18 protein-coding genes and 1 pseudogene are annotated in these 21,293 nt (G+C 62.9%); 7 read left to right on the plus strand and 12 right to left on the minus strand.

Annotated features, from left to right (window positions below):
* The first annotated feature begins 499 nt into the window (after positions 1 to 499).
* Together flhA and LQG66_RS16535 are read left to right on the plus strand one after the other, a co-directional pair.
* The gene (gene flhA, locus LQG66_RS16530) at positions 500 to 2,629 is read left to right on the plus strand and encodes a flagellar biosynthesis protein FlhA (RefSeq protein ID WP_231327819.1); all 2,130 of its coding nucleotides are present in this window, start codon (positions 500 to 502) and stop codon (positions 2,627 to 2,629) included.
* A gap of 371 nt (positions 2,630 to 3,000) precedes the next feature.
* Positions 3,001 to 3,201 (plus strand): hypothetical protein, encoded by a 201-nt coding sequence (locus LQG66_RS16535; RefSeq protein ID WP_231327259.1) that lies wholly within the window; start codon positions 3,001 to 3,003, stop codon positions 3,199 to 3,201.
* A 128-nt stretch (positions 3,202 to 3,329) separates the two neighbouring features.
* On the opposite strand, the gene LQG66_RS16540 is transcribed toward LQG66_RS16535, so the two are convergent.
* From LQG66_RS16540 to fliI, 4 genes are all read right to left on the minus strand, one after another.
* Positions 3,330 to 4,478: an anti-sigma factor gene (locus tag LQG66_RS16540; RefSeq protein WP_231327260.1), complete on the minus strand. Its 1,149-nt coding sequence runs from the start codon at positions 4,476 to 4,478 to the stop codon at positions 3,330 to 3,332.
* 81 nt (positions 4,479 to 4,559) lie between these two features.
* Complete coding sequence (locus tag LQG66_RS16545; protein ID WP_231327261.1) at positions 4,560 to 5,108, minus strand: sigma-70 family RNA polymerase sigma factor; 549 nt, start codon at positions 5,106 to 5,108, stop codon at positions 4,560 to 4,562.
* 173 nt (positions 5,109 to 5,281) lie between these two features.
* Positions 5,282 to 5,701 (minus strand): flagellar export protein FliJ, encoded by a 420-nt coding sequence (gene fliJ, locus LQG66_RS16550; RefSeq protein WP_231327262.1) that lies wholly within the window; start codon positions 5,699 to 5,701, stop codon positions 5,282 to 5,284.
* A gap of 109 nt (positions 5,702 to 5,810) precedes the next feature.
* On the minus strand, positions 5,811 to 7,133 hold the full coding sequence (gene fliI / locus LQG66_RS16555) for a flagellar protein export ATPase FliI (protein WP_231327263.1): 1,323 nt from the start codon (positions 7,131 to 7,133) through the stop codon (positions 5,811 to 5,813).
* Positions 7,134 to 7,386: 253 nt separating this feature from the next.
* Between fliI and LQG66_RS16560 the strand changes: the two genes are divergently transcribed.
* Together LQG66_RS16560 and ctrA are read left to right on the plus strand one after the other, a co-directional pair.
* The gene (locus LQG66_RS16560) at positions 7,387 to 7,524 is read left to right on the plus strand and encodes a hypothetical protein (protein ID WP_231327264.1); all 138 of its coding nucleotides are present in this window, start codon (positions 7,387 to 7,389) and stop codon (positions 7,522 to 7,524) included.
* A complete protein-coding gene (gene ctrA / locus LQG66_RS16565) occupies positions 7,505 to 8,206 on the plus strand; it encodes a response regulator transcription factor CtrA (RefSeq protein ID WP_012046382.1) in 702 nt (233 codons plus the stop codon). Before LQG66_RS16560 ends, ctrA begins: the two co-directional genes overlap by 20 nt.
* 1,102 nt (positions 8,207 to 9,308) lie before the next feature.
* Here ctrA and LQG66_RS16570 read toward each other — a convergent pair.
* The gene (locus LQG66_RS16570) at positions 9,309 to 10,151 is read right to left on the minus strand and encodes a hypothetical protein (protein ID WP_231327265.1); all 843 of its coding nucleotides are present in this window, start codon (positions 10,149 to 10,151) and stop codon (positions 9,309 to 9,311) included.
* A 372-nt stretch (positions 10,152 to 10,523) separates the two neighbouring features.
* Between LQG66_RS16570 and LQG66_RS16575 the strand changes: the two genes are divergently transcribed.
* From LQG66_RS16575 to LQG66_RS16585, 3 genes are all read left to right on the plus strand, one after another.
* Complete coding sequence (locus tag LQG66_RS16575; protein WP_231327266.1) at positions 10,524 to 10,751, plus strand: hypothetical protein; 228 nt, start codon at positions 10,524 to 10,526, stop codon at positions 10,749 to 10,751.
* Between the two features lie 54 nt (positions 10,752 to 10,805).
* Positions 10,806 to 11,042: a type II toxin-antitoxin system RelE/ParE family toxin gene (locus tag LQG66_RS16580; protein ID WP_231327820.1), complete on the plus strand. Its 237-nt coding sequence runs from the start codon at positions 10,806 to 10,808 to the stop codon at positions 11,040 to 11,042.
* A gap of 114 nt (positions 11,043 to 11,156) precedes the next feature.
* Positions 11,157 to 11,825: an LptA/OstA family protein gene (locus tag LQG66_RS16585; protein WP_231327267.1), complete on the plus strand. Its 669-nt coding sequence runs from the start codon at positions 11,157 to 11,159 to the stop codon at positions 11,823 to 11,825.
* A gap of 258 nt (positions 11,826 to 12,083) precedes the next feature.
* Here the strand turns inward: LQG66_RS16585 and LQG66_RS16590 are convergent, their stop codons facing one another.
* From LQG66_RS16590 to LQG66_RS16625, 7 genes and pseudogenes are all read right to left on the minus strand, one after another.
* Positions 12,084 to 12,638 carry an ATP-binding protein gene (locus tag LQG66_RS16590; RefSeq protein WP_231327268.1) on the minus strand — a complete coding sequence of 185 codons (555 nt, stop codon included), beginning with the start codon at positions 12,636 to 12,638 and terminating at the stop codon, positions 12,084 to 12,086.
* Positions 12,635 to 14,170 (minus strand): annotated as a pseudogene (locus LQG66_RS16595) (GNAT family N-acetyltransferase). The gene LQG66_RS16590 and the pseudogene LQG66_RS16595 overlap by 4 nt, the downstream one beginning before the upstream one ends.
* Positions 14,145 to 14,936 carry a helix-turn-helix domain-containing protein gene (locus LQG66_RS16600; RefSeq protein ID WP_231327269.1) on the minus strand — a complete coding sequence of 264 codons (792 nt, stop codon included), beginning with the start codon at positions 14,934 to 14,936 and terminating at the stop codon, positions 14,145 to 14,147. The pseudogene LQG66_RS16595 and the gene LQG66_RS16600 overlap by 26 nt, the downstream one beginning before the upstream one ends.
* Positions 14,937 to 15,423: 487 nt before the next feature.
* Positions 15,424 to 15,852 carry a hypothetical protein gene (locus LQG66_RS16610; protein ID WP_231327270.1) on the minus strand — a complete coding sequence of 143 codons (429 nt, stop codon included), beginning with the start codon at positions 15,850 to 15,852 and terminating at the stop codon, positions 15,424 to 15,426.
* Positions 15,853 to 15,963: 111 nt separating this feature from the next.
* A complete protein-coding gene (locus tag LQG66_RS16615) occupies positions 15,964 to 18,189 on the minus strand; it encodes a phospholipase D-like domain-containing protein (RefSeq protein WP_231327271.1) in 2,226 nt (741 codons plus the stop codon).
* A gap of 669 nt (positions 18,190 to 18,858) precedes the next feature.
* The gene (hydA, locus tag LQG66_RS16620; RefSeq protein WP_231327272.1) at positions 18,859 to 20,277 is read right to left on the minus strand and encodes a dihydropyrimidinase; all 1,419 of its coding nucleotides are present in this window, start codon (positions 20,275 to 20,277) and stop codon (positions 18,859 to 18,861) included.
* A gap of 19 nt (positions 20,278 to 20,296) precedes the next feature.
* Entirely contained in the window at positions 20,297 to 21,025 is a 729-nt protein-coding gene (locus LQG66_RS16625) for a maleate cis-trans isomerase family protein (RefSeq protein ID WP_231327273.1), read from the minus strand.
* Positions 21,026 to 21,293 lie beyond the last annotated feature (268 nt).

Genomic DNA, 21,293 nt, shown 5'->3' on the forward strand with positions numbered 1-21,293 from the left:
AGATGATTGCGCATGTCGTTTCGAGAGGTGGATCGATGCAGTTTTGCTCGTGGTACCCCCACCCCGCCCGGCGCTTCGCGCCGGTCGACCCTCCCCGCAAGGGGGAGGGTGAAGACGTCGCGCCGCTCGTGCCCCCGGGCAGCAGCGGAGGCGGAACGGCTACGCGATGCCCGAGCTGCGTGCGGTCCGGGCTTCCACGATCACATCGTCCGCCCCGCCAATCGTCCTGCCGAGGCGCCGCCCTGCCTTGCGTCACGACCGCCGCTCAACCCTTTCCGTGCACCCCGCAACCTTTTGTTAACCGCCGTTAACCGAACGCTAACCATACACCGGGCAAAAATTGCCGAGTTGAAGTGAGTGTCGTGGTCGGGTGCGGATGACGGGGGAGGCCCTTTCCGTGGACGCCAGCACAGTCGCTCCAGTCAGGAACGGCGGCCCTACGGCCGCCGCGCATTCGTTTGGGCCCGGCAAGCGCGGCCCGCGGGAAGGGGCGAAAGCCATGGTCGACGTCACGGCGGGTCAGGGGACCGGGTCTCCGGCCGGCGGGTTCTCATTCGGCGATTTCAAGACGCTGGTCCTGCGCGGCGACATTGCGCTGGCGCTCGGCATCCTCACCATCCTGGTGGTGCTGATCCTGCCGCTGCCTTCCGTCATCCTCGACCTGTTCCTGGCGATCTCGATCACGCTGTCGATCCTGATCCTGATGACGGCGCTGTTCATCCAGACACCGCTGGAATTCTCCTCGTTCCCGACCATCCTGCTGATCTCGACGATGCTGCGGCTGTCGCTCAACCTGGCCTCGACCCGGTTGATCCTGTCGCGCGGCCACGAGGGCACCGACGCCGCCGGCCACGTCATCGAGGCGTTCGGCAATTTCGTGATGAGCGGCAATTTCGTCATCGGCATCATCGTGTTCGCGATCCTGGTGACGGTGAACTTCGTCGTCATCACCAAGGGTTCGGGCCGCATCGCCGAAGTCGCGGCGCGCTTTCACCTGGACTCGATGCCCGGCAAGCAGATGGCGATCGACGCCGACCTCTCCGCCGGCCTGATCGACGAGAAGGTCGCCAAGGCCCGGCGCAAGGAGCTGGAGGACGAAAGCGGCTTCTTCGGCGCCATGGACGGTGCCTCGAAATTCGTCCGCGGCGACGCGGTCGCGGGCCTGCTCGTCGTCTTCATCAACATCATCGGCGGCATCATCATCGGCGTCGCCCAGCAGGGCCTCGGCTTCGGCGAGGCCGCGCGCACCTACACGACACTGACCGTCGGCGACGGCCTCGTCACCCAGGTGCCGGCGCTGATCGTCTCGACCGCGGCGGGCCTGCTCGTCTCCAAGGCCGGCGTCAGCGGCGCCGCCGACAAGGCGCTGATGAAACAGTTCTCCGGCTATCCGCAGGCGCTCGGCATGTCCGCCGCCGTCATGCTGGTGCTGGCGCTGCTGCCGGGCATCCCGACCATCCCATTCCTGGCGCTCGGCGGCGGCGCCGCGGCGCTGGCCTTCAAGGCGCACAAGCAGAAGGACATCGTCCGGGCCGAGGAAGCGGCTGCCGCTGCCGCGCCCGCCGCCGCAGCCGCCACGGCCGCCGCCGCCGAGGAGCCGATCTCCAACGCGCTCAAGATCGACGACCTCAAGATCGAGCTCGGCTACGCGCTGCTGCCGCTGGTCAACGCGCCCGACGGCACCGACCGGCTCACCGACCAGATCAAGGCGCTGCGCCGCTCGCTGGCGATCGAGATGGGTTTCGTGATGCCGTCGGTGCGCATCCTCGACAACGTCCAGCTCGAGGCCAACACCTACATCATCAAGATCAAGGAGGTCGACGCCGGCTCCGGCAAGATCTGGCCGAACCAGTTCATGGTCATGGACCCCGGCGGCAACCAGGTCGCGGTGCCCGGCATCCACACCACGGAGCCGACCTTCGGCCTGCCGGCCACCTGGGTCGACGCCGGGCTGAAGGAGGAAGCGACCTTGAAGGGCTACACGGTGGTGGACGCGGCAACCGTGCTGTCGACCCATCTGACCGAGCTGCTCAAGGCCAATATGAGCGACCTGCTCTCGTACGGCGAGGTGCAGAAGCTGCTGAAGGAGCTGCCGAAGGAGCAGAGCGAGCTGGTCAAGGACATCGTGCCGACCCAGGTCACCATCTCCGGCATCCAGCGCGTGCTGCAGCTGTTGTTGTCGGAGCGCATCTCGATCCGTGACCTCTCGACCATCCTCGAAGGCATCGCCGACGCACTCGCGTTCTCGCGCAATCCGGCTGTCATCGTCGAGCACGTGCGCGCCCGCCTCGCCCGCCAGATCTGCGCCCAGAACACCTCGCCGATGGGTTATCTGCCGCTGATCGCGCTGTCGGCGAAATGGGAGCAGGCCTTTGCGGAATCGCTGATCGGCCAGGGCGAGGAGCGCAGCCTGGCGATGCAGCCGTCGCGGCTGTCGGAGTTCATGACCGCCACGCGCGACGCCTTCGAGCGCGCCGCGCGCGAGGGCGAATCGCCGGTGCTGGTCACCTCGGCCGCGATCCGGCCCTTCGTCCGCTCGCTGGTCGAGCGCTTCCGCGCCCAGACCACGGTGCTGTCGCAGGCCGAGATCCATCCGCGGGCGCGACTGAAGACGGTGGGGAGCGTGTGAGGCGATGCCAACGCGGAACCGGCTGTTTGGCGGGACGTTGTTTCGCGAGGCCGGCGCGGGGCGCCGGCTTTGCCGTTTTTCCGGGCACAGCGGCCTGTGCTTTACCGCCACAGGCAAACGATTTCTTAATTTTGCGTTAGGTGGCTGAATTTCCAGCCGTAGACCGAACATTGACTTAAATAATTGATATTGAATGATAAATTACGAATTATCTGCATTCTTGTCGCGAAGCATCACGCCTTATCACGCCCTTGTGATGCGCCCTATGAAACAGAATCGCGGTTTCCTACGTTCTTCCATGCGAGACGATGAACCGGACGGAGCCCGGCTCACACGAATCAGCAGAGGCGGAAGGCGGCAGGAGGCTTCCCATGAACCACTCGATTTACAGCGCGGATCGGACCACCCACCTCAAGATCGTGGTGGTGGCACTCGTGGCTGGCATCGCAGTGGCCGGCCTCGGCATTTCCGCCCGTCTCAACGCGGACACCGGCTACACGCAAACCGCGAAGGTCATGAAGGCCGGCAAGCCGGTCGTGGTGACAAGCTCGGAGACGCCGCTGGTTCGCTAACAGGAATTCCCGGAATTCACGCGGTTCTCACAGCCCCCCAACTGGCCGCGTGGATATGTAGTAGACCCAACCCCAAGTCGACTACCGAAAACGCCCGCTCCCCACGGGCGTTTTCTTTTTTGTCGGCGTCAGCGCGTCGGCGGCACGGTCTCGATCAGCTTGCCGGTAAAGACGATCGGACCCGTGGCGACACCCGTCGGCGAACCGCCTTCCGGCTCGACCGTGACGGCGTAGGTGGCGCGGTTGACGGTGTCGGCATCATAGGCGGACAGAACGGGACGGCTGGTGAAGTCGCTGCCTCCGATCACGCCCAGCGAGCGCGGCCGCTGCAGCTTGTCCGACACCAGCCACAACTCGAAGCTCTTGCCCGGCTCCGGCGACGCACCGACCCGGCGCACCGTGTAGCTCTTGCTGGCGGCATCGACCGTGAGAATGAAGGCCGGCGACGCTGCATCCTTCTGCAACAGAGCAACGAACTGAGCCGGGGACTGCGCCGCCGTCGGCGCTTTTGTCTCGACGGTCTGGAGCCGGGGCTTCGGCCGCAGCGGCTGCGGAAGGAGATCCGGGCGGTAGACCTGGACGCCGACCAGCGCGAGCAGCGCGGCGGCGAGCGCCGTCATCACATTGGCGACCGCGCGCCACTGCCGGACCTTGGAAGAGAGCCGCACGACATTGGCGTTGTCGCCCGCGACATCGGCGACCGGCGCCGCAGTGCGCGGTGGCGCGATTATCGGTGGCGCCCGCGCCGGGAGTTCAGCCTTGGCAACTTCAGTATCGGCGACTTCAGTATCGGCGACTTCAGCCTTGGGGAGCTCAACTTTGGGGAGCTCAACTTTGGGGAGCTCAACCGGTGGCGCTTCGAGCTTCGGCGCTTCGATCTTGGGAGCCTCGACCTTGGGAGCCTCGACCTGCGGAGGTTCAGCTACGACGGTCGGTGCCTCCGGAGCTTCAGCCACGAGTGGAACCTCGGACGGCTCCGAAGGAGCCACGACAACCGGAGCCTCGGCAGCCACCGCAGGTTCAGGCAGCACAGCGATCTCGGCTGGCACGCTCAAACGCGCGATCTCGGCCTTGATGCGCTGCCAAAGCTCCGGACGCGGCTCGACCAGGCCGACCATCTGGTTGAGCGGGCCGAGACGCAATTCCCAGGTCTGAACGAGGACGGCGTAATCCTTGTCCACCGCCATCATGGTCTCGACCTGGGCGCGCTCGGCAGCATCGAGCGTCCCGAGCGCGTATTCCGCCGCCAGTGCGATATGGTCTTCGCTATACGCCATCACACGTCCGGGTCACGTCCCCTACAAAGGTCTCTGCCGATTTCTCTCGCCTTCAGGTCTGTCGCCAGTCCGAACGGCACCTCATCCGATACCAAGACATTGGCGGATATCCATCATGCTCCGCCGGAGCCAGGTCTTCACCGTATTCACCGGCGCCTCGAACTTGGTCGCCAGCTGCTCGCGGCTCCAGCCGTTGTAGTAGGCTAGCAGCACGAGTTTCTGACGGTCGGGCTCGAGCCGGCCGACGCATTCCAACAGACGCTTGAGCTCCTCCGACATTTCGCGGCGGGCCAAAGGATCGGGCGTCTCGGCCGCGACCTCGAGCGCCGAGGGCTCATCCTCCAAAGACAGCTCGCCGCGCTTGCGCACCAGATCGATGGCGCGGTTGCGCGCGATGGCCGCCATCCAGGTGATGGGCGAGGACACCGCCGGATCGAATTGCGCAGCGTTGTTCCAGACCTTCACATAGGTCTCCTGCACGACCTCCTCGGCGAGATCCTGTCGATGCAAGATACGGAGCACGACGCCGTAGAGTTTCGCGCGCGTGGCCGCATAGAGGCGCTCGAACGCAGCCTCGTCGCGCCCGGCCACCGCGGCGATCAACCTGACCAGCTCTGCCGGCGTCAGCATTCAGCGTCCCCAGAAATCGCCCCACTCCCAAACGTGTCCCACATCCGAAAACGGACATGGCCCGACTTTCCCGTAGCACAGGTCGTGCGCAACTCTCCACCCGCGCAGCAACGACGAAAAACCCGGACCTCGCGGCCCGGGTTTTCGAAGCTCCGATCGCGGCGCGGTCCGGCTCAGGCGATGACGCCGAGCCGGGCGCGCATCAGGCCGATGCTGTCCATGTCGGCCTGCTCGCGGGCGTTCTCCTCGGCCTTTTCGCGGGCCTGGTCGCGCTCGTCGAGCAGCTCGACCTTCTTCATCTCCTCGAACGCCTCGGACAAAGCGGCCTTGGCGTCCTCGAGCTGGACCCGCAGCTCGTCGGCCGAGCGCGTCAGGTTTTCCCGGCGCTGGATCGCGGCCTTGGCATAGGTCGGATAGGCGAAATGAGCGGGGTCGTTGATGCCGGCCCGCTCCTGTTCGGTCTGGATTTCCCGCTCGAGCTCGGCCGACATGCGCTGGAAGTCAGCGATCATGCCCTCGATCTGCGTCACCCTGCGGCGTTTCTCATCCACCTGAAATTTCTTCAGGCGGATCAGCGTTTCGCGCGACTTCATCGACTCATACTCCCCAGAAGTCCCGTATACGGCGCGGGACAGGGCCGGCCGCCCGTCCTGGGCTCACCGACTAGGCTCAATACATGGAGGGGATGATTACCCGACAAAGTTAGCTTTCCGTTTCCAACCGCCCCAGGATCTGTTCCAGCTCCCGATACCCTTCCTGAAGACCGCAGACCTCGTCCTTGCGCTGCCGCAGGAAGGCCTCCAGCGGCTCGTGCAGCCGGATCGCCTCGTCGACCTCCGGGCTGGAGCCGGCGCGATAGGCGCCGAGCCGGATCAGCTCCTCCATGTCGGCGTAGGTCGCCATCACCTGGCGCGCCCGCATGATGGTCGGCAAGAATACGGGGTCGGCCGATTTCGGCATCGTCCGCGACACCGATTTGAGGACGTTGATCGCCGGATACCGGCCCCGTTCGGCGATCGAGCGCTGCATCACGACGTGGCCGTCGAGAATGCCGCGCACGGCGTCCGCCACCGGCTCATTATGGTCGTCGCCATCGACCAGCACCGTGAAGATGCCGGTGATGGTTCCATCGGCGCTGCCGGGGCCGGCGCGCTCGAGCAGCTTCGGCAGCTCGGTGAACACGGTCGGCGTATAGCCCTTGGCGGTCGGCGGCTCGCCGGCCGAGAGCCCGATCTCGCGCTGCGCCATGGCAAAGCGCGTCACCGAATCCATCAGGCACAGCACGTCCTTGCCCTCGTCGCGGAAATATTCCGAGATTGCGAGCGTGAGGTACGCCGCCTGCCGGCGCATCAGCGCCGGCTCGTCGGAGGTGGCGACGACGACGACGGAGCGGGCGAGGCCCTCGTCGCCGAGATCGTCCTGCAGGAACTCCTGCACCTCGCGGCCGCGTTCGCCGATCAGCCCGATCACCGAGATGTCCGCATCGACGTTGCGCGCCAGCATCGACAGCAGCACGGATTTGCCGACGCCGGAACCGGCGAAGATGCCGAGCCGCTGGCCGCGGCAGCAGGTGAGGAAGGTGTTCAATGAACGCACGCCGAGATCGAGCGGCGCACCGACGCGCCTGCGCGAATGCGCCGGCGGCGGATTGTTCCGATAGGGAACCGGAGAAGCGCCTTGCGGCAGCGGCCCCTTGCCGTCGATCGGCTCGCCCATCGCATTGATGACGCGGCCGAGCCAGGCCTGTGACGGCCGCACCTGGTTGGCGGCATTGGCGATGACCGCGCGGCAGCCGCGGCGCACGCCTTCCAGGCCCGCAAACGGCATCACCACGGCATTCCTGCCGGAGAAGCCGATCACTTCGGCAGGGATGTAATTGTTGCCGGTCTCGATCACGATGCGCGCGCCGACCGACATCGCGTGAATCGGCCCCGCGATCTCAACCATCAGTCCTTTGACGCCGACGACACGACCAAAGGTATTCACGGCGTCGACGTCGTTGATCTGCTCGGCCAAAGCCTTCATTGCGAAAACCTTAAGTTAGGGCAGATTCGCGGGTCCGGTTTAACTCTGTGTTTACTCGCATCATTAATCATTACGTCATGGTCTGGAGTGACTGACGTGGCTCGCCTTGCCGCCCTTAAAAGGCGGCGAGATGCGAGAGTCGGTTAGGTCCATCTCTTAACATGGAGCTTGAACGAAGGCGGATAAGAAAAACTGCTTCATCGCAATATCTTACGGCGATTCGAGAAAAATTGCACGGATAGAGCTTGCAGAGATGAATCAGGATTTGTTAACCATCTCTCGTCAGGATCCGAATCAGTTGTTCAAAGGCGTTTTGAGTGCCGCAATTGCGGCCGACCTGACGCCCGGAGCGGCGACTATGGGGAACTGGCATGCGCGTTTTGCTGATTGAGGATGACAGCGCCGTCGCGCAGTCTATCGAACTGATGTTGAAGTCCGAGAGCTTCAACGTGTACACGACCGACCTTGGTGAAGAAGGCGTCGATCTCGGCAAGCTGTACGATTACGACATCATTCTTCTCGACCTCAATCTGCCCGACATGTCCGGTTACGATGTGCTCAAGCAGCTGCGCGTCTCGAAGATCAAGACGCCGATCCTGATCCTGTCCGGCCTCGCCGGCATCGAGGACAAGGTCAAGGGTCTCGGCTTCGGCGCCGACGACTACATGACCAAGCCGTTCCACAAGGACGAGCTGATCGCCCGCATCCATGCGATCGTCCGCCGCTCCAAGGGCCACGCCCAATCGGTCATCCAGACCGGCGACCTCGTCGTCAACCTGGACACCAAGACGGTGGAAGTCGGCGGCCAGCGCGTGCATCTGACAGGCAAGGAATACCAGATGCTGGAGCTGCTCTCGCTCCGCAAGGGCACCACCCTCACCAAGGAAATGTTCCTCAACCATCTCTACGGCGGGATGGATGAGCCCGAGCTGAAGATCATCGACGTCTTCATCTGCAAGCTGCGCAAGAAGCTCGCCAACGCCTCCGAAGGCCGCAACTTCATCGAAACCGTATGGGGCCGCGGCTACGTGCTGCGCGAGCCGCACGATATGGACGAACGCATCCCCGCCTGATCTTATTTCACTGGGTCTATCGGCGAGCCTCACCGCTTGCTCCTCCCAGACTGGGCCCCGCCGCAAATGGCGGGGTTTTTGTTTGTGGGGGTGACAGACGAGCCGCCCGTCGACCAGCCATGTCCTGTTAGCTGGATTCGATCTCCCACCCCGCACGCGGCGCGCTCCCCTCCCCCTTGCGGGGAGGGGTCGGGGGTGGGGGTCCACAGAAATGGTCTGCATTTGGGTCGCGTCCCACTGAAGGCCCACCAAGCAGCCAACTCACAGGTCATACCTCGCTCCCCTTGCAGGTAGGAAGCCGGCGCACAGCGCCGCGCGCCGGGGCTAGCCACAAATTCCGTCCTGAGCAAGGAACCCCCACCCCCGACCCCTCCCCGCAAGGGGGAGGGGAGCGCACCACCGTCGCCGCGATTGCTCGCCTCAAACGCTCAGGCATCGCCGGACGCGCCTTACCAAGGCGGGCGTCGATCTCGCTTGGCTAATCAGCTGAACCTTCCCCCACACCTTCGCGATCTCGCGGCGCGTTGCGCCCGAGCTATGTGCCATTCTCACCGCCCTCTCCTAACTGAGGGCGCAGGGAAGGCCGGGCGCTGGCCGCGCCCGTGGCCCGCCTGCGGAAAAAAATGCAGGCGGCAGGTACCACAGGTCTGGCCGACACACCCGGCCCTCCCCGCGCGATGTTTGACGACTTATACGCGATCTCCCTGGGGACCGGGCTTGTTTGCCCCCATCACCCGCAGGCTGCGTCATCCGCATCGCCCGCAGGCTTGACCTCAGCATCGGGAGGCCAGGACCACGCGATTTCGCCGTGCGCCAGCGGTCGTTCGTCGGCATGGCAAAACCATGCTGCGACCCCCAGCGCCCATCGCATCCCGCACCCGACGTCCGTGACGACCGCGAAGCGTCCCCTCGTTGGGGCGGGACACACGGAGTAAAGCACAATTTCCGGAAACGCGAAAGAGAAATTTTCGAAAAGCCGAAATATTGGCTTTCCAGGCGTTCGAATGGCCATCGTCGAGGCTTGCGTTCCGTGTCCGACCGAGGCCCTGTCGAAATCTCTCGTTCCGGATCGGCGGCCTGCCCATGCGCGGCTTCGCGCAAGTCAAGCTCCCAGGTGACGCGATGCGCGAGCGGCGCGGTAACGCGCGATGAGCGACTCGAACGCCTGATCCGACATTTTCCAGGTTGGTCGATCGGCCGACAGGCCGTTGGCATCCAGGATCAGTTTCTCATGCGCCATGCTGTATTCGACAAAGATCTTGCGTTCCCTGCGATTCCAGAAGAACGGCCAACTGCGGATGCCGTCACGCCGCTCGCGAAATCCCCGCACCTCATCCTCTGTGATCTTGTCGTCAAAGGCTTGCGCCTCGGCGTCGCGTTGCGCGACGATGTGCGCGGTGGCCGCACGGCTGTCGCAGACCTTTTCCGACATATAGACTGCAAGCAAAGTCGGTCCGAAGTCGTGCTCGCCAACCACGACCGGCAACGGCCGCGGCAGGCCGCGCGCGCCCAACTCCAGCCGGATCGCCTGATGGACGCGCAGGTAGAGAAACCAGCAGGCAAGCGTATACGAGACGAAACCTGACGGCACTTCTCCGGCAGAGGAGAAGTTCGAATGCCAATGCCGGTGCGGATAGCCGAGGATGGCGGCGTAGAGCTGGCCGAGCCCCTCGCAGGTCAACGCGTAATCGATGTCGAAGAACCCACCCTGCCACGGGACATGGCCCGCCTTGCATCTCGACAATATCTCGTCATGTCCTGCCGCCGAAAAGGGATACATCGAATCGTCGAAGTAGGAGCACTCGAAGCCGGGCTCGATGAGTCCGGGCGCAATCTCCCGATCGGCATGCCCGGACAGATCGATCTCGATCGCACTGCACCGATCGCTCCTCCGCGACGGGCTCTCGATCTGCGCACAAAGCTCATCCCAACCGCGGATCGACACTGCAGCCTGCGGCGTGGCCCGGCAGATCGCCGAGAACGGCGAAGGATGCTTGTCCATCGCGCTGTCGAGCGCATGTTCGGCACCGGCGAAGTTCTCAGTCCAGAAGAACTCCGACATCGCACGCTCAAAGGCGCGCAAGTCGTCAGCGGTTGCAAATTGAAGGCCTTTTGGATCGGTCACGACGCCATGTCCGGTCACATTGGAGGTACACCGTATCAATCGACACCAAAAGAATGGTTACGGAGATTGCCTGCAATGAGGACATCGGGAGCAGGATGCGCGGAGCAGGGCATATTTCTGAAAAGCGACACCTAGCCCCCCCCCCTGGAAAATCCGTCCCGGCGCTCTATCATCTCTTGCAAGGAGCCGGACATGACCAAACTGCTCGATCAGGCGCTCGCAGCCGTTCGCCGCCTGCCGCCCGAGACGCAAGACGAAATCGCGCGCGCGATGCTGACGCTTGCCGGCGACGAAAGCGAGCCGGAAGAGATTGCCCCCTCGCATCTGCCGGACGTGCTGGAGAGCCTTGCGCAGGCCAAGCGCCGCCGGTTCGCAACGGACACGGAGATCGAGGCCGCGTTTCGCCGCTTCGATCCGTGAAGCTTCGCTTTACGCCCTCGCGCGGTCGAGAGCATCGCGGCGATCGCCGACGATATCCGCCTTCACAACCCTGCCGCTGCGCTACGCGTGCGCGCCGCGATCTACGAGAGCCTTCAGGACATCATCCTGTTTCCAAACGTCGGTCGTCCGCAACAGACCAAGGGCGTCCGAAAGTTCGTAACGCCCAGATACAGCTATCTCATCTATTACACCGTTGACGATGGAGCGAACGAGATCGTGATCCTGAGCGTCAAGCATCCAGCCCAACAGCGCGAACACGACGATGCTTGAGGTGGCGGCGGCGTGCTGGCGTCCAACATGGCCGCACACATCAGCGCGAAACGGCACTCGGCGAGCGCATTCTATCCCATTCCATTGAAACCGATTTTTTCGTAGCGTGGCCGCATGTCCAAGCGCCTTGTCGCCGCCCCCCGCAACTTCCATCGACGCGCCGCCACGCTGGTGACGATCTTCACCCTCGCGCTCGGCACCACTCATGACGCGAAGTCACAGAGTTCAAACCCCAATGCCATGCAGGGATTTGTGCAGAACCGCGATCAGCCGATCCAGATCGAGGCTGATGCGCTCGAGGTGCGGGACAAGGTCAAGCAGGCCACCTTCTCCGGCAACGTGAAAGTCGTCCAAGGCGACACGACGATGACGTCGAAGAGCCTCGACGTCTTCTACACGGCCGCGGCACAGTCCTCGTCCAGCGCGAGCGACGCAGCCAAATCCGGTCCGCCGCTGCAATCGGCCTCGCCCGGCCCCAGCGGCAGTTCCGCGATCAGGCGCCTGGAGGCGCGCGGCGATGTCGTCGTCACGCAGAAAGATCAGGTCGTCACCGGCCAGAGCGCGGTGTTCGACACCAAGACCAACCTGATCACCATGCTCGGCGGGGTGGTGGTGACCCAGTGCCGGAACGTGCTGCGCGGCGATCGCCTCCTGGTCGACATGACGACGGGCGTGTCGCGGGTCGAATCCAACGGCAAGGTGACGGCGTCGGTCAATCAGTCGTCGGAGGCGGGGTGCGGAGCGCCGTCAGTCCCGCCGGGTCCCGCGTCGAAGAAGAAATAACGTAATAGGCCGCGCTCGCCTCACCCGGGTACGCCTGCCAAACAGCTCCGAAAGCACGCCTGATTTTGCGCTGCCGCAATCCGGGCGCCTGTCGCCCACAGAACACTCACCGCCTCCTCACGAGGACCGCTTTGAGTCGGTCGGGAAGCCCCTGGAGCCAATGCGATAGTAATGTGCACCGTGCTCTGGAATGATGCTCGTTCACTTCGTGAGAAGCTGGAGTCGGCGCAAAAAATGCAGCGCATAGGCCATGATCCGTCAATTGCTATAGCGACATAGCAAATCGACCAAGCCGTCAACGTTTGATGGCATTTCAACATGCAGGGGCACGCCGATCTCGCGGCAAATCAGCTCAGCCTGGGCCACGGCCTCAGCTTGCACCTTGGCCAGAGCAGCAGCATCTTTTCGTGGCCGTAAACGAGATTGATCGTTAACGCGCCGCTTTTCAATTTCGTGTGGCTCTTCACGCAAGAAAATCATGACTGCAAGTTCGAGAGCCGCGAAAACTTCCGGACCAATGAGGAAATGTTCTGTGTCTCGCTCGATCAGCGTATGGCTATCGAGAACCACAAGCTGGCTCGCGTGATTGATGGAGGCTTCTAGTCCGCGAACGAGAAGATTCTGATTTTCGTCCAAGTCAGAATACCGCAACTGATCTTGTGCTACGGTTTGCCCGAGCATAATTGCACGGCCTTTTTTGATCAGAGACGATGCTTCCAAATGCTGGAAAGGCAGCCGAGGTGCGACGGCCACGAGCAGTGTCGACTTTCCTACACCAGACAAACCCGTCAGTGCGACAATTTTCGGCCTCATGTTCGGAAACCCAAGTTTAACCGCGGCAGCAACGCGTCGAGTTGCAGGCGACGAATCTCAAATATCGACTGCGGCGGGTTCTCCGTCATCACTCCAAGTTCAATTAGCTCGGCAAGAGTAATAGGCGGATCAATATAGGCGGCCAATAGGTAGTTGATGACCTTGACAGGCCTCGCGGAAGTGGCCTCCCATTCTGCCAGCTCGGCCTCGCTGTAGACAGACCGCCCGCCGGCAAGGTGCATTAGCTCTTTTGTTGAATGCGCTGACTTAAGCTCTTCAAAAATTCCGACACTTGTCATCGCTTGTGACGGTGGGTCGTCCGCCTTCCCTTTGTAGAAAAGTAGGAGAGAGCCTGGTGGCCCAAGATTTCACGGTGCGCGGCAAAGGTAGACCTTGCGGATCGTATTGCCGGGCCGCTTAGGTCCCCCACCCGCACTGATCATTTCGAAGAGATCGGGTTCAACTGGGTTCCGCAAATCAGGATAGAGAGTGTCGTGGTATCCCTCTTTTATCGGCACGCCGAAAGCGCGGATTGGAGCGCTTGCGACGAAACGCGGGTAATGGAGCCGGTCCAACTCGAAGGTGGAAACACCCGTCACCAACTCAAGCCGATCGCGTGAGAACACTTTCTCGTAGATCAGCTCGCCGTCAGGCTTTGTCGCCGTGTGGTGAAAGCCGTAATATTCGAGGAGATCAATCAGTGCGACTTGCGTGTCATACGTGGTCAAGTAAACGAGTTCATAATTATTCGCCTGAGCGAACCAGAAGGCTTTTTTCAGCAAAAGCTCGCCGAGCTTCACGCCGCGCTTTTCCGGACGAACTTTGAATGTGCAGATCTTCAAGATTTTCGCAACCTTGGTGGTCGCGTCGGTGTTCGCCGCAGTCTCATCCTTTCTCACTATGAGACCGGCGAGGCCGTCGTCGAACACCGCCCAGCATTCGCGGTGCTCACGGACGCATTTCTCACGCCACCAGATCTCGAAATCCGGATAGTCTTCTCGGAGACTCGCAAAGATGCTGTCGGTCAATTGGATTTCGTTTGCTGCCACCTCTTCGACGTAACGAAGAGGTGCTTCGACCGGTTCGTACGTTGTCTTAAGAAGCTGTACCGCGTCGGCGACGAACAGAACGCGTCGTCCTAGCTCTGGCGAGACGCGCCGTGCGCGCTCGTGGAGGCCCCTATCTTCTGTGACAAGAAAGTCGGCGGCGCTGCGATCAAGGGCATCTAAGAGCGTGGCATCGACCACGTCATTCGGCCGTTTTAAAACGCCGAACTTTTGCTCTAGCTGAGCTTGGGTGAGGCCCCGAACCTTCTTCAGGACTTGAAATTTTTCAAGCTTGCTTAGAGAGATGGCTTTACGCTTGGCATCCCGATCGCGGTACAAGTCATCGCGCGCGGCTTCGTGGACCATAATGTCCACTTTGTTCCGCGCCGCTACGCTCAGGAGCGCGGCGAACGCAGGCTGTACAGTTTTGTGGTCTTCAAGGCCGATGATGACGTTCGTATCAATAAGATACGTTTGAGTACTCATCTTGGAGGGCCGTACGGAGGAGAGGTGTTGCGTAAAGGAACGATTGTGGAGGTTCGAAAGCAAATCTCTTGCGAAGTTCGTTCAAATCGATTGGGTGATTGAACGGTCGCACGTTCGTAAATCGAAGAGCAAAGCCGTACTTTACCCCGGAAAAGTATTCATTGAAGCTGGTGCGCTCAATCTGCGCCATTTTGTTGAATTTCTTCCAAATATCGGCGACAGGTAGCTTTACAACCTCGGCGATTTCTGCACTGCCGACCATCGCTTGAATTGGGGATGTTGAGTAAATGTATGCGATCGTGCCGCGAGGCGCAGACACCGGAAACCGCCGCCGTAGCTCTACCGTCTTGATGCCCTGCATTATTTTGGTCGAGTAATTTGGACGAATGCTGAGAACGACATCGCGCTGCGCGCGGAACAGTTCATCGCCAAAAATCGGAAAGACAAGTTGGTCATCATCCTGCAGGTCGGCATCAAACGCACGCCCGATCGACAGCTCTGCAAGAGCCTTCGCCGAGAAGGTTGCTTCGATCCGTAAGGTAGCGCCGAGCGCATGGACATATTTTTGCAGGGACGAAATCTGGACATCGCCCCGGTTTTCAATTTTTGAGATCGCCGCTTGGCCTACTTCCAGTCGGTCTGCTAATTCCATCTGGGTGACGCCAGCCAGTTCGCGCAAGCTTTTCAGCGACTTACCTACGATTCTTCCAAGATCGGTGTTTTGCACGCGCACCGCTTTGACAACTTGTCCGGTCAGTTTGGGCATCGAGACTCCTTTATCGGAGATGTATCAAAGACTTGATTATTCCGTAAAGGGAATATTCGATCGTTGGACGTTTTCTAGTAAAGCGTTCCGCCTCTGGGCGGTCAGTCTCCTTCTTCGTCTGCTTGCGGCCCGCGGAGGTCTTGGCCGCCGCGGCGGCTTTCTTTGGGGCCTTCTTGGCGGTCTTGGCCGATGTCTTGGCAGGCGTCGTGTTTGCGGGTGGCTTCTTGGCCAGCTTGGTGGTTCCGGTGGGCTTCGCGGGCTTGCTCGGCGCCAGAGTTGCCTCAGCCGCGCCGCCGCCCCCCGCCGCCGACAGCCAGAACCGCAGCTCCGGCGATTTCTCCTCATTCCTTTTGATGTGGCGTTCCTGCCAGGAGTCGTCGCCCTGCAGCGGCTTGCCGAAGATATCGGGGTGCGTCTTCAGCAGCCAGCGCCAGTCGACTTCGCGCTAAACAAACAAGCAAATATCTCACCTCGCGAAAAAGACGTTTCACTGCAGCTTTCGGCAGATAGGGGCGACCGAATACAGGATTGGTCCATCACCGTCACATTGACGCTGGCAGGTCCCGCTCCAGCTGTATCTCACCCCGACCAGATACTCGCCATTTGCACAGGACACATCTTGGGTAGCTCTTACTGCGCTCACGGTCACCGTACCAATGCGAGGCGGCTTGGCTGAATTGTCGATGAGCCCCTGAACGGCGGTTCGCGCGGCGAGGTTGGACTGTTCCTGGGTGCCGACGGCGGCCTTGAGCTGCTGCAGCTCCTGCCTGAGGCTCTGCGCCTCGTTCAGCGCAGCTTGCGCCGTCTGCAATGCGGCCTTCGCGCACTCGTCAATAACATCACAGTTGGCTTGACCGAATGCGTGAGTGTTGGCGACGATCATGGCAGCGCCAACGACGAAAAGGACAGTGCGCACCTGGGCTCTCCGATGGTTTCGTCTTCAGCCAAGTTGAAGCCGGGGAGCGAAAGCTCTCGCAAGCCGTCGAGAGCTGGATCGCCCGTGGCCACGGTTCTACGCCAAAGGCCTTCACCGCCTCTTCTTCACGGCGCTCTTCCTGGCCCGCTTGGTGTTCTTCGCAGCCTTCTTCGCGACCTTTTTGCTTGTCTTCGCTTTCGCCTTCTTCGCCGCGACGGTCTTCTTCTTGGCGGCCTTCGACGCCTTCTTGGCGACCTTCTTCTTGGTCGTCTTCTTGCGGCCGGCCGAGGTCTTCGCTGCTGCGGCGGCCTTCTTCGAGGCCTTCTTGGCGGGCTTTGTCGGCGTCTTCGCCTTGGTGGTCCCGGCCTTGGCCGGAGTCTTCGCAGCGACCGTCTTCGCCGGTGCGGGCTCTGCGGGCGCTGGCTTGGGCGCGCTGACGCTGGCCGGCGATTTCGCCGGCTTCTTCTTTGCGGGAGCCGTAACGCTCGATTCAGCCACGGCGCCGCCGCTGCTCTCGCCACCGGTCGCGCCCTTCGCCGCCGCCGACAGCCAGAACCGCAGCTCCGAGGACTTCTCCTCATTCCCCTTGATGTAGCGCTCCTGCCAGGTGTCGTCGCCCTGCAGCGGCTTGCCGAAGATCTCCGGATGGGCCTTCAACAGCCAGCGCCAGGCGTAGTGGTCGTAGAGGTCGAGGACGTGGCAGGCATAGGCCTCGCTAAGGCCGCGATGGCCGCGGATGATCAGCATGTTCTCGTCGTTGTTGTGCGAGGCGCGGAAGCCGAGATTGTGCGAGCCGGTGACGACGACGCAGTCGTCGCTGAACGGGTCGATCACCACGATCTTGTTGTGGATGATGGCGAAGCCGTATTTGGCGAGTTCGCTCTCCCACTTGCCGAAGGCGTCCTTCACCGCGCCGGCCGGCACGCCGCGGAAATCGATGCTGCCCTTGTCGCCAGGCTTCTTCGGCGTGCCGGATTCGCCGACCACCTTCACCTCGGGTGTCGCTGCGGCGTCCGTCGCATCCCCGCCCTCGTCCGCGCCGTCGGTGTGGCCGCCCGAATGCAGCGCCGCCGAGAAGTTGGTGGCGCGCACCGGGCTCGTCAGCGCGCCGCGCACGAACAGATCCGGCTTGTCCTTGAGCAGCTGTCCGGCGACGTCCAGGATCGAGTTGTTGCCGGGATCGAAGGCCAGGAACAGCACGGCGTGCTTCGCTGCCCGCATCAGTTCGAACACGCGGCCCATGTCATCCGGCGTCGTCGGATTTTTGCCGAGCTTGCCCTTGGTGTTCGGCGAGAACATCGGCTCGATGGTGACGCCATGGCCGAGATCGATCGGAGATGTGATCGAGGATTCGTTGTTGGCATGGGCGAAGTCGCGCAACGTCTGCGACTGCAGCTTCGTCTTGTCGCCATCGGCGGCGTCGACGTCGGCCTTCAGCGCGGTCCAATACGACAGATAGCGCTCGGCCAGCTCTGGGCTCTCGACCACCAGCGCGTTGTTGGTCTGGGTGCACAGGCCGGTCGAGGTCCAGTTGGTCGAGCCGGAGAGCACCGCGGTCGGTTTGCCTTTCTCGGTCAGCACCATGAACTTGTTGTGCGGGATGCTGCCTTTGCCGAGGATGCGGTCGATCACGTCGACGCCGGCGGCCTTCAGCGCCGCGCGGTTCTTGGCATCGGCGTCGTCGCTGTCCGGCGCCTGCTCGTTGCCGAGGATGACAATGCGGCTGTTCGGATTGTGCTGCAGCTGCTTCTCGAGCCCGTTGGGATCGTTGAGCTCGTACAGCGCGGCATGGATGGTGCCGCCGCCGTCGTCGGCGCGCTTCAACAGCGAGGTCAGCCCCTCCTGCAGCTGGCCCATCAGGCGGATGCGGATCGGATCGGCGGGATCGAGGATGTGCGGCGCCAGCGCCGGCACGCTGGGGTGATCGTTCAGCGCGTGGCTGAGCGCCTGGGTCGCGGTGATGCCGCGGTTGAAATAGGCCTGGAACGGCGGCCGGTCCGGGGTCAAGGTGACGTCGTTGCTCTCCAGCGGCGCGACACCGGCGAGTGGCGTCAGCGGCTGTCCGGGCACGCCGCCCATCGGCACGATGCGATACCGATAGGTGCGGCCGCGCCTGGCGAAGAGATCCTTCCACCAGAACTTCTGGATCGGTGCCTGCTCGGTGGTGAGCTTGTCCGCGGTCTGGCCGGCAAAGCGTGCCAGTGCCGGCAGCACGGTGTCGGTGTTGGCGGCGACGTCGATCTGGTGAATGGCGAAGCCGAGGCAGCCGTCGAGACGGCGATCGAAGGTCCAGGCGACGACGGCAATGTCGTTGTTGGAAAATGCAAGCGCGGGCATGGCGGCACTCCTTGTCTGACAAGGAATATGTCGCGGAGTTGTAACAAGGGTTCGACACATCCGATACAGGAAAGGGATGTGGCGTGGGTCGCGAGGGTGGATGGTGCGGTGCGGGAGGGCCAGTGGCTCGACCGGCTCGGTGCTCACCCGCCCCTGGAGGGGGAGGGTCGGCTCACATGAGCGAAGCGAATGGGAGCCGGGGTGGGGTGACAGACCATCCGCGCGCGGTGTCAAGTGAGGCGAGGCCGATGCTGACGTGGAGGACCGCCCTGATAGATCGCGCGCTTGGCTTCACCCCGCCGCGCGCTGCGCACGCGCCGCCCCTCCTCCTTTAGGCAGGGCGATCGCGTATGGCGGTCTACGCGTTGCGCCTGTCTGTTTCCACGTCGTCATGGCCGGGCTTGTCCCGGCCATCCACGTCGCCCGGCGTCCGAGGAACGACGTGGATGCCCGGGACAAGCCCGGGCATGACGGAGTAACTGATTGGCAGGCGTTAGTGCTGCGATTGCCGCATTTCGTCAAATGCGATCGCCCTGCCCCTCCAGGGGAGGGTCGGCAGCTGTCTCCAACTCGCCATTGCGAGGAGCGCAGCGACGAAGCAATCCGGAGTGCCGCTCACGACTCTGAATTGCGTCGCTTCGCTCGCAATGACGGCGCAAAGAGCGTGCCTCAGGCCACGGCGCCCGGCTTGCCGCGGGTGACGTAGCGGCCCTCGCCCTTCGCGCCAGTGAGTTGGCCATCGCGCACGACGAATTTGCCGCGCAGCATGGTCGCGACAGGCCAGCCTGATATCTCGATGCCTTCATAGGGCGTGTAGTCGGAGCCGTGGTGCAGGCCGGACTGGCTGATCTTGGCGGTCTTCTGCGGGTCCCACAGCGCGATGTCGGCGTCATAGCCGATGGCGATGGAGCCCTTGCCCTTCAGGCCGTAGGTCTTGGCGTGGTTGGTGGCCGTCAGAGCCACGAACTGGTTCAGCGTGATGCGGCCCTTGCTGACACCTTCGGAGAACAGGATCGGCAGCCGCGTCTCAACGCCGGGGATGCCGTTCGGCACCCAGCGGAAGCTGGTGCGGCCCTTCGGCGTCAGCTTGCCGGCTTCGTCGTCATAGCGGAACGGGCAGTGGTCCGAGGAGAACAGCGAGAACACGCCCCTCTGCAGCCCTTCCCAGCACGCCTCCTGGCTCGCCTTGTCACGCGGCGGCGGCGAGCAGACATATTTGGCGCCTTCCATGTTGAGGCCATCCTTATTGATGTCTTGCATGTCCTCTTCCGTCAGCACCAGATATTGCGGACAGGTCTCGCCGTGGATCTTCAGCCCCCGAGCCTGCGCGCGGCGGATCTCCTCCATCGCCTCGCGGTTGGAGACGTGCACGATCACGATGGGAACGTCGATCAGTTCGGCCAGCGAGATCGCGCGATGGGTGGCCTCGCGCTCGACCGCAATCGGGCGCGACTTGCCGTGATAATACGGCGCGGTCTTGCCGGCGCGCTCCAGCCGATCGGTGAGGAAGCGGATGGCGTCGTAGTTCTCGGCGTGGATCTGCACCAGCGCGCCGGTTTCGCGCGCAACCTGCAGCACGCCGAGGATCTCGTAATCGCTGAGCGCGAGCCCCTCATAGGTCATGAAGATCTTCAGCGACGAATAGCCGTCGGCGACCAGCGCAGGCAGCTCCTGCCCGAGCACGGCGTCCGAGGGATCGGCGATGATGAGATGGAAGGAGTGATCGACGTAGCAGGCCTGGTCGGCCAGCGCGTGGTAGTCCTTCAGCGCGGCGCGCAAGGGCTGGCCCTTTTCCTGCAGGCAATACGGCATCACGAAGGTGTTGCCGCCGAAGGCTGCCGCGCGCGTCGCGCTCTCAAAATCGTCGGCCATGACGATGCCGGGGCCGGAGGGCTGCGAGATGTGGACATGGCTATCGATGCCGCCGGGCAGCACCAGCAGGCCCGACGCGTCGACGGTCTCGTCGGCATCGGTGATGGCCTCGCCGATCGCGACGATGCGGCCCTTCTTGATCGCGACATCGGCCTTGAACGTATCGCTCGCGGTGGCGACGGTGCCATTGCGGATGACGGTGTCGAATGCAGCCATGTGACGCGCGCTCCCAATCTCAGGCGAATTGATGAAACAGCGATCCCCACTCGCTGACGCCACTGATATCGGCGCCGGCCAGTTTCAATGATTTCCATACCACGGTGGCGATGGTGTCGAGAATCGGAATGCCCGTCTCCAGCTCGAGGCGCGCCACCAGCGGCGCGGCCCGCATGTTGGTGCAGATCACCGCAATCGCATCCGGCTTCTCGCGCGCGACCTCGCGGATCATGGTCTCGATCTCGGCCGGCGTCACCTCGGCGAAGGAGAAATTGTCCTGCAGGCCGAGATGGCGGTCGCCGCCGCAACTGATCCCCAACGCCTCGTAGTTGGCGATGATCTTCGCCTGCACGTCGTCGCGATAGGGCGTGACGTAGCCGAGCCGGCTCACGCCTGACGTCGTCAGGATCTCGTTCAGCGCCAGCATCGAGGTGGTGGCGGGAATGCCGGTGGCCGCCGTGATCTGCTCGCACAGCTTGACGTCGGTCTCGAAGCCGAGCCAGCCCGAGGAGGTCCCGTTCCAGCCGATCACGTCGACCTTGGCATGCGCCAAGAGCTCGGCGGCGCGCAGGATGTTGCCGGTGTCGAACTGCGCCAGCGCATCGGTCGACAGCGCGATCTCGGTGACCTTGAAGCGCGAGAAATGCGCTGACACGTTCGGCAGGCCCGCGACCATCGCCGAGGTGATCGGCTCCAGCGCCGTGTTCGACGAGGGCGTCAGCATGCCGAGAAGGGTGCGTTTGGTCATTGGTGATTGAACCCCCTTGCCATGACGGGATGCGGCGCGGGGGCCGACACCTCTACAGTAACCGCGGGCGAGCTGCGCATCGATGCGCCCTCTCCCCTTGCGGGAGAGGGCATGCCCGCGCGTGCAGCGGACTCGCTTGGGTGAGGGGTCCGCCTCGGCAGATGAGATCGCGGAGAGAGACCCCTCACCCGGCAGCCTTCGGCTGCCACCCTCTCCCACATGGGGAGAGGGTGCACCGACCGTGCCGGCCAAGTGCGGGCCATCAATG

It is taken from the genome of Bradyrhizobium ontarionense (assembly GCF_021088345.1).
GTDB lineage: Bacteria > Pseudomonadota > Alphaproteobacteria > Rhizobiales > Xanthobacteraceae > Bradyrhizobium > Bradyrhizobium ontarionense.